The sequence below is a fragment of the Rhabdobacter roseus genome (genome assembly GCF_014202275.1).
GTDB classification, from domain to species: domain Bacteria; phylum Bacteroidota; class Bacteroidia; order Cytophagales; family Spirosomataceae; genus Rhabdobacter; species Rhabdobacter roseus.
The window spans coordinates 1,092,737-1,101,167 of sequence record NZ_JACHGF010000001.1; the positions used below are offsets into that span (position 1 = coordinate 1,092,737).

At 52.9% G+C, this 8,431-nt stretch carries 8 protein-coding genes; 5 read left to right on the top strand and 3 right to left on the bottom strand.

The features are described 5' to 3' along the window. Window positions 1-19: 19 nt before the first annotated feature. The 4 genes from HNQ92_RS04595 (at window position 20) to HNQ92_RS04610 (ending at window position 4,735) form a co-directional block, all read left to right on the top strand. Window positions 20-1,306: a sugar isomerase gene (locus HNQ92_RS04595; RefSeq protein WP_184171540.1), complete on the top strand. Its 1,287-nt coding sequence runs from the start codon at window positions 20-22 to the stop codon at window positions 1,304-1,306. A 100-nt stretch (window positions 1,307-1,406) separates the two neighbouring features. Then, entirely contained in the window at window positions 1,407-2,753 is a 1,347-nt protein-coding gene (locus HNQ92_RS04600) for an FGGY-family carbohydrate kinase (RefSeq protein WP_184171543.1), read from the top strand. Window positions 2,754-2,966: 213 nt separating this feature from the next. Continuing rightward, window positions 2,967-3,338, top strand: coding sequence for a BlaI/MecI/CopY family transcriptional regulator (locus HNQ92_RS04605; protein WP_184171545.1), 372 nt, complete (start codon window positions 2,967-2,969; stop codon window positions 3,336-3,338). Beyond that, window positions 3,335-4,735, top strand: a complete 1,401-nt coding sequence (locus tag HNQ92_RS04610; protein WP_184171547.1) for a M56 family metallopeptidase — start codon at window positions 3,335-3,337, stop codon at window positions 4,733-4,735. The genes HNQ92_RS04605 and HNQ92_RS04610 overlap by 4 nt, the downstream gene beginning before the upstream one ends. Window positions 4,736-4,847: 112 nt before the next feature. Here HNQ92_RS04610 and HNQ92_RS04615 read toward each other — a convergent pair whose 3' ends face one another. Further along, on the bottom strand, window positions 4,848-5,408 hold the full coding sequence (locus HNQ92_RS04615) for a transposase (protein WP_246439613.1): 561 nt from the start codon (window positions 5,406-5,408) through the stop codon (window positions 4,848-4,850). A 344-nt stretch (window positions 5,409-5,752) separates the two neighbouring features. Here HNQ92_RS04615 and HNQ92_RS04620 point away from each other — a divergent pair, with 344 nt between their 5' ends. Next, window positions 5,753-5,971 carry a hypothetical protein gene (locus HNQ92_RS04620; RefSeq protein WP_184171549.1) on the top strand — a complete coding sequence of 73 codons (219 nt, stop codon included), beginning with the start codon at window positions 5,753-5,755 and terminating at the stop codon, window positions 5,969-5,971. Window positions 5,972-5,999: 28 nt separating this feature from the next. Here the strand turns inward: HNQ92_RS04620 and HNQ92_RS04625 are convergent, their stop codons facing one another. Both HNQ92_RS04625 and HNQ92_RS04630 read right to left on the bottom strand, forming a co-directional pair. Beyond that, on the bottom strand, window positions 6,000-7,562 hold the full coding sequence (locus HNQ92_RS04625; RefSeq protein ID WP_184171551.1) for a serine hydrolase: 1,563 nt from the start codon (window positions 7,560-7,562) through the stop codon (window positions 6,000-6,002). 323 nt (window positions 7,563-7,885) lie between these two features. Beyond that, window positions 7,886-8,431 (bottom strand): tetratricopeptide repeat protein (locus HNQ92_RS04630; RefSeq protein WP_221307367.1); only part of this gene is annotated, 546 nt, incomplete at its 5' end.

The following is an 8,431-nucleotide window of genomic DNA, read 5'->3' on the forward strand; positions in this document are numbered from 1 at the left end:
TCTAAGCCCATTCACGCTCATGATCACCCAAGAACAAATCCAAGACCATAACTACCACCTGGTAGCGGAGCACGAATTCAAGTGGGGCCACCTGGCCGAAAGCCTGGCCCGTCAGGGGCATCATCCCGACGCCGTACTTAAAAAAGTAGCCGATTTTCAGGTAGCCATTCCGAGCTGGGCACTGGGTACCGGCGGTACGCGCTTCGGTCGGTTCCCGATTGGTGGTGAGCCGCGAAACTTGGAAGAGAAAATCGAAGACGTAGGGTTGATCCACGCCCTCAACCGCTCTTCCAATAGTATTTCGCTGCATATTCCCTGGGACATTCCTGCCGACGTGCAGGCCATTCAGGACCTGCTCATGCAACATGGCCTGGCCATTGACTCCGTCAACTCCAATACCTTTCAGGACCAAAAGGACCAAGCGCATTCCTACAAATTCGGCTCGCTATGCCATACCGAAGCCGCCGTGCGCAAGCAGGCGGTGGATCATAACATCGAGGTAGCGCAGTACGGGCAAGCCCTGGGCGACGAATGCAAAACCCTGACGGTGTGGTTGGCCGACGGCTCCAATTTTCCCGGTCAACACCATTTTCGGCGGGCCTACCAGCGCACGCTGGACTCCCTCACGGCCATTTACGAAGCCTTGCCCGCCGACTGGACTCTGCTGGTAGAATACAAACCCTACGAGCCCAATTTTTATTCGATGGTCATTCCCGATTGGGGTACTTCGTACAGCCTGTGCCAGCAAATCGGCGAGCGGGCGCAGGTACTGGTGGATCTGGGCCACCACCTACCTAACACCAACATTGAGCAGATCGTGGGCCGCCTGATGCACTTCGGCCGCCTGGGGGGCTTCCATTTCAACGGCTCCATGTACGGCGACGACGACCTCACCACCGGCTCCATCAAGCCTTACCAGCTGTTCCTGATTTTTTGTGAGCTGGTGCAAGGCATGGATGACCCCAGCGTGCTCAACCCCGCCCTGGCCTGGATGATCGACGCCAGCCACAATACCAAAGATCCCATCGAAGACCTGCTGCAATCCGTACAAGCCATCAAAACGGCTTACGCCAAAGCCCTGCTGGTGGATACCGAGGCGCTCTTTGCCGCCCAGGAACGCAACGACGTACAGCAAGCCCAGGCGATCCTGGAAGACGCCTTCCAGACCGACGTCAGGGCGCTGGTGGCCGAATCTCGTCGTCAAAGCAGCGGTGCCCTTCAGCCCATTGAACTGTACCGGAAATTAGCGCTTCGGGATAGCCGCATCGAGTCGAGAGGCCGGTATGCGGTGGCTACGGGCCTATAAATCCTGCTATGACAGCGTAGAAGTAGGTGGATATTGGGGCAAATTGCTAAATTGCCTCAGAAATTAGTACGGACATTAATCGGTGGTCTAGTAGAAAAGCATGAACGTAACAGCGGTATTTGATATTGGGCGTACGAATAAGAAGTGCGCTCTGTTCGACGAGAAGAATAATCTGGTAGAAGAATTCAATGAGGTGTTGCCCGAAACCCTGGACCCGGACGGCTTTCCCTGCGAAGATATTTCTCTGCTGACGGCTTGGGTAAAAGACCACTGGTCTGCCCTGAAAAGCAACGATAAGTACCAGATCAGGGCCGTGAATGTAGCGGCCTACGGAGCCAGCCTGGTACACCTGGATGCCCACGACCAGGTCGTTACACCCCTTTATTCGTACCTCAAGCCCGTACCTAAGGATATTTCGGCGAAGTTTTACAGTACCTACGGCGATCCGGTCCGGATCGCACTGCAGACGGCCTCGCCCGTGCTGGGTATGCTGAACTCCGGCATGCAGCTGTACTGGATCAAGCACACGCAGCCGGAAGTGTATGCACGTATAAAAACGACCCTTCACCTGCCGCAGTACATTTCGTTTTTACTGACGGGCCGCAAAGTCAGCGACTTTACCTCCATTGGCTGCCATACGGCGCTATGGAGCTACGAAATGATGGACTACCACGAGTGGGTCAAGGAGGAAGGCTTTCACCGGGTGCTGGCCCCCATGCTGGCTGCCTCCTCGACGCTCATTCACGACGGTCCGAGTGTGATCCAATCGGGCTTCGGCCTGCACGATAGCTCCTCGGCCCTGGTACCTTACCGCATGGCTTTCAAGGAGCCCTTCATCCTGCTCTCGACGGGTACCTGGTGCATCAACCTGAATCCCTTCTTGTCGCGCCCGCTGACGGGCGATCAGCTCAGCCGAGACTGCCTGCACTTCATGACGCCCGAGGGAAGTGGGGTAAAAGCGTCAAGGGTATTTTTGGGGCAGGAGCACGAGTACCAGGTGGCCCGCATTGCGGAGTACTTCCGCGTAGCGCCCGATTTTTATAAAACCGTAGCGTTCAACCCGGCCTACCTGGTGGCTGATACGCCGCCCTTCTATCCGGCCCGCATGAAAGGAAACGGACCCTTCCCGGATTCGCCGCAGGAGCCCTGGCAGGTGAGCGCCTTTGCCTCTCCCGAAGCCGCCTACCACCACCTGATGGTGGGGCTGACGGAGATCGAAGCGGCTTCCCTGCAACTGATCGGTGTAAATGAGGTACCTACGCTCTTTGTGGACGGTGGCTTTGCCCGCAACGACATTTTTACGCAGTTGCTGGCCCGGCGCTTTCCCAACCACCAGGTGTATTCGGCGGAGCTTCCTTACGCTACAGCCCTGGGAGCGGCCCTACACGTCACACGCCCGCAGTCGTTTGAGTTTCCGGGTACCATCCGGCAGGTCATTCCGCAGTAATTTAATTATTTGTCCCGCTGTAAAGAGGGCTTAATAAATTGGATAAGCCACCCAACCGGGTGGCTTATTTTTGTTCTAGAATGTAGCAAAGTACCCCTTCTATCTTTTCCAAGCCTCCTAAGATTATACTTTATCAAAAAATAACCACTTTTCTCTTGTTATTTGTATTTTTAATTCTACATTTGTAGAGTACATTCTAATATTGTAGACGAAATGAAGCTCACCGAAGCTGAAGTACTGCTGATGCATCACCTGTGGCAACTGGATAAAGCCTTTATGAAAGACTTGCTGGATGCCTACCCGGACCCTAAGCCCGCGCCAACTACCGTGGCTACTTTGCTCAAGCGCATGATCAACAAGGGCTTCGTGGCCTACCGCGAATACGGCAACTCCCGCGAGTACTACCCGCTGGTGAAGAAGGAGGCGTACTTTTCCAACCAGATGGCGGGGCTGATCACTGATTTTTTTGACGATTCGGCGGGCCAGTTTGCTTCCTACTTTGCGGCTTCGGCCAACCTAAGTACCTCCGAGCTGGAAGATTTGAAAAACATCATCGACCAACAACTCCAAAAGAAAAAGCCATGATCCTGTACCTGCTGAAAGTTACGCTTTGCTCGGCCTGTCTGCTGCTTTTCTATCGGCTGGTGCTGGAGCGGGAAAAGCTGCTCCGGTTCAAGCGGTTTTTTCTGCTGGGTAGTTTGGTGGTATCGGTGGGGCTGCCGCTCATTCCGCTGGAGATTCTGCTAGATGAGCCCGTTTTTGACCATCCGGCCGACGCTCCCATGCATCTCGTCGACGGCTCGCCGGTACCCTATACCGTAAAGATCCTGCCCGAGTCGCTGGGGCCGAAGGGCCTCCCGTGGATGGACGGGCTGGGGACTTTATACCTGCTGGTGAGCGGGGTACTTTTGGTGCGTTTCGGTAAAAACATAAGCGGCCTGCTGAGTCGGGCTCGCCGTCATGGGTTTGAAGTAGAGCCGGGGGTAAAAGTCGTGTTGCTAAGCCCACCGACGAGCCCGCACAGTTTTCTGAACTGCATTTTTTTGAACGAAGCCGACTACCGGCAAGGTGCCATCGAGCGCGAGATCTTACTCCACGAAGGTACCCACGTGCGTCAGCGCCACAGTCTGGATGTCCTTTTTATCGAGCTCCTGAAAGTTGTTTTTTGGTTCAACCCGGCCTTTTACTTCTACCGCCACGCCATCGTGCTCAACCACGAGTTTCTGGCCGACGAAGCCGTGCTGCGGGCTTGCCGGGATGTGCCTTCTTACCAGTACCTGCTGCTCCAAAAGGCCATTGGCCCGGCGCAGCTGCCTTTTAGTAGTACGTTCAACTATTCCTTCACCAAAAAAAGATTCATCATGATGACCAAACACACATCCCGTACCCGCGCCTGGCTGGCACAAGTGTCCGTATTGCCTTTGCTGGTAGTAGCCGTTTTTATGTTTAGTGATTTATCATTGGCCCAGATCGCCCCGCCGCCCCCACCGGTGGAGGTTTCGGGAGATTTGGTGAAGGAGTATAATACACTGATTCAAAAGTATGTAGGAGAGAAAGGGGGGGCTTCCCGACCACAGGGGCCTTCGGTCGAGGATGCGGAAAAGATGCAAACCTTACTGGCATATATGAGTGAAGAGCAGAAGGAATCGTTGGAGTATCTATTACGTGGGCCGATAGGTCCTTTGCCGCGCATCACGCCTACGGATGCAGACTATGAGAAGTACAAAAATCCAGCAATGTATGGCGTGTGGATTGACAATAAAAAGGTACCTAATACCGAGCTCAATAAATACAAAGCGTCGGATTTTTCTCAGGTCTTTATTAGTAAGCTTTATGGAAATGCGCAGAAAACCATTGGCTATAAATACAAGTACCAGTTGGATCTGATGACGACGAAGCACTATGAGGCCTACCGGAAAGAAGCGCAGGAGAACCCGTTGTATATTATTATGCGTAAAGAGATTAGCAAGCCGAAGTCCTGAATATCCTGGGTCTGTGTCCTCACAGACCCACCTTACATTCCTTCATAAAAATACTCTTTTCTAGAGCCAAATGTCTAATTCACAAGCGGTTTGAGGGTAGACGAATGGCTATTCAAAAGCGGTCTGCATAGTGTGTCAAGATTCCGAAGGCATCAGTGCCCGTTTCATAGAACCCAGCCGATGACCAGTAGTAGTTTTCGGGGCGATCGGCTAGATTCCAGCGTTCTTGCAAGGGGTTGTTATGCATGTATTCAATCTTTTGCTCGACCTTCTTTTGGGAGTCCATGAGGATGGCCAACGGGTCGCGCTGCCAAAAGCGGTGGGCCCGCTCGGGATCATCTACTTTGAAGTGAGGTAGTACGGCCGGGTGGTTTGCTTTTAAATCTTTCAAAAACAGGTGACTGGTAAATTTATTGAAGCTGGCGTACGGTGATTCTTTACCATTAGGAGCGTTCATTTCCCAAACAACGTGCAGATGATTAGGCATGATTACAAAACCGTAAATGGCTATGAGCTTTCGCTTTACCAGCTCCTGCCACGATGAAAGAATAATCTCCTTGTACTTGTCCGGTTTGAGCAAAGGTTTCCAATCCTTGATGGTATCGGTCCAGAAGTAGACGGCCTTCATCTCCAGCCGCGAATTACGGTACTTACTTTCATGGTGCTTTCTCATAAAAATCTGATTTAGCGCAAGGCCTTTGAGAAAATCTTACTTGGGATAGATAAAAACGCTGGGCCAAGACAGAAGAGTAAAGGTCTGTGGGTGCAAGGAAGAGAAATCGGTACTGAGGTTTTTGATCTATGGAGACATGGAGGAGAATGGGGTCTGTGGACCCCCAGGATGAATTTCGGTCTGTGGGGACACAGACCTTGGATGATGAGTTTTGGTCTGTGAGGACACAGACCTAGGAATGAGGGATCTGCCCTTAAAATGAGTAGGTAAGGTACTTGGGGAAGCTTTAGAGTTTTTTAGAGAATAAATGGTACTTTGTCTTACTACTCCAAACCCTCATCTTCATGGATTCTGTACTGATTAACGACAAAAAAGCCGCCAACGAAAGGCGACGGAAACGGGGACTACTATCGGCCGGGCTAGGCGCGGCCGTACTGGGCGTGGGCTTCCTGACCCAATACATCCTTTACCGAAACGACCTGTCGTTCGACGCCGTCATGTACTCCCTCACGCTGCTGGGCATTGGCCTGATTTTCTACGCCGCCGTGCAGTTTTTTAGTTAGTTAAGGTACCTTCTAAATACAGGTACTTCTACCGTACCTTCTTCGCGTTCAGCTCCTCAAACCAGAAGTCGTCGTTGGGTACTTCAAACTCAATGCCCGTGACGCGCTGGTTGTTGTCGGTGGTGAATTTCACGGTGCCGAACGTAAACCAGGGGTGGTCCTTTTTCCAGTGAAGTTGGAAGGTATCGTAGTGCCAATGCGTGAGCGTAGCGGCCAGGTTGGGCGTGTGCTCAAAGTCGATTTCCAGCGCCCCGTTGACTTCCCGGACGGTAATAGTACCGTACACATCGGTCTGGTAGGTACCTGCGTAGGTACTTAGTGCCTGGGTGGGTTTGGTGTTCGGGATACGCTTGGCTTTGAGGTCGGCCACGCGGGTGTCACGGGCGTAGCTTTGGTTGGCGCGGTCGAGATCCTTCTGCGACCAGTCGGTGACGGTACGGCCCAGGAAGGCGTCGAAAACGTAGTGCGGCAGGGCGTTGATGGGCGCTTTGAGGCCGTTGGTCAGGATCACCACGCCCAGCTTTTGGTCGGGCAGCAGGCTCACGGACGTAATCATGCCGTCGTAGCCACCCGTGTGCGATACCTTCAAGTGCCCGTGGTAGTCGCGCAGGCCCCAGCCGAGGCCGTAGCCCGCGAAGGTACTTCCGAAGTCGTTGGGTTTGGTGCGGTCCAGGATAAAGCTGTTATGAGTGCTCCACACCATCGTCCGGGTTTGGGGCGTCAGGAGGGTATCTTTGCCGTGGATGCCGTTGTTGAGGTTAAAAATCATCCATTTACACAGATCATCCACGCAGGAAATGAGCCCGCCCGTGGCGGCTATTTCTTCCCAACTGGTGTACGGAATGGGCTGGTGCGTCGTGTTGTTGAGCAGCGCGTGCGGCGAGGCAGCGTTGCCTAATTGGGGTACTTGGGCAATGTTCACGATCGTGCGCGTCATGCCGAGCGGGTTCAGGATGCGCTCCTTCACGTTGTCGTACCACGATTTGCCCGTCACCTGCTTGATGATCTCCCCCGCCGTAATGAACATCAGGTTGGAGTAACCGTAGCCCGCCCGGAAGGGGTAGGCGCTGGGAAGGTACTTGATGCGCCGAATGATCTCCTCCGACGTAAAATCGGCATTGTACCACACAATATCACCACTAAAAGTACCCAGGCCGACGCGGTGGCTCAGGATGTCGCGGAGGGTGGCGTTCTGGCCGGCGTAGGGGTCGGGCAGGGCAAAGTAGGGGAGGTACTTGGTTACTTTATCGTCCCAGTGGAGCTTGCCTTCCTGCACCAGCATCCCGATAATGGCCGAGGTAAACGCCTTGGAGTTGGAGGCAATGGCGTACAGCGTTTTGTCGTCGACGGGCGTGGAGGTACCTTGCGTAAGTACCCCGTAGCCTTTGGTAAAAACGACCTTCCCGTCCTTCACGATACCGACGGAAATACCCGGCACGCCCCAGGTTTTCTGGGCGTTGGCAAAGTACGCATCCAGCTTTTTGAAATCAACCGTGGCAGGTACCTGCGCCCAGGCGGGGGCCAGGAATAAGGTACTTTGCAGGATACAGAAGAGTACAAGACGACGGAATAGAGAAGTAGTTGGATGCATGGTCTTCCGGGCAGTTGTAAGGTACTTGGTAAATCATGATTTTGTGTAGAAAGCTCGCTTTCTTAATATTGGGCTAACCCCGATTTACAATCGGGCGTTGTTTCAAATTGCGTTTCAAACGCAGGCAAGAGTTCATCACCGATTAAAAATCGGGATGAGCGCGTGATGATGGGGAGCTAGGGTACATGGGGTTTTAGGCTGCTGTCAGGTACTTGAGAAGGATCGTGTTTATTTCAATAAAGGTAAAAGAAAAAAGGATGAGTGCACGATTTTGTCAGAGAAAACAAGGGCATCAAATCACCCTTGTTTTCTCTGACCGGATTTTACATATACCGCCGGATACGCTCCGCCAAATCGGCGGCTACTTCACGGATTTCGACCGCGATGCTATCGAGAAATGCGTTGCTGTCTTTTACTAGCAGCGACTGGATGGCAACGTAGTAGGGCCGAAGCAGCAGATCATAGCCGTGTTCTTGGAGGGCATCCAGTATAGCTTGCCCATAGCCCAAGCGTACCGTTACGGCCGCGTAGCGCCACCAGTCGTCCTGGGTAGTTGCGGGTAAGGTACCCTTGGTGATTTGTAACGCTTGAAGCAGATGCGTTGTGGCGATACCCAGGTTTTTATCGTACAGCGCAAAGAGGGACGCGTTAAGCCAGTAGCTATCGATAAATTCAGCCGGTTCTTTCATTTCTGAAAAAAGGGCTTTGGCTTTATTTAGTTGGTTTAATTTGTCCCGGTACATAAACAGCAAGTTAAGCTTTGGCAAAATATCATTTTCGTCTAGCTGGATGGCTTTGAGGTAGGCTGCTTCGGCCTCTTGGTACCTTGCTAGGTGATCCTCATACAAAGTGCCCAGCCTATTCCAGGG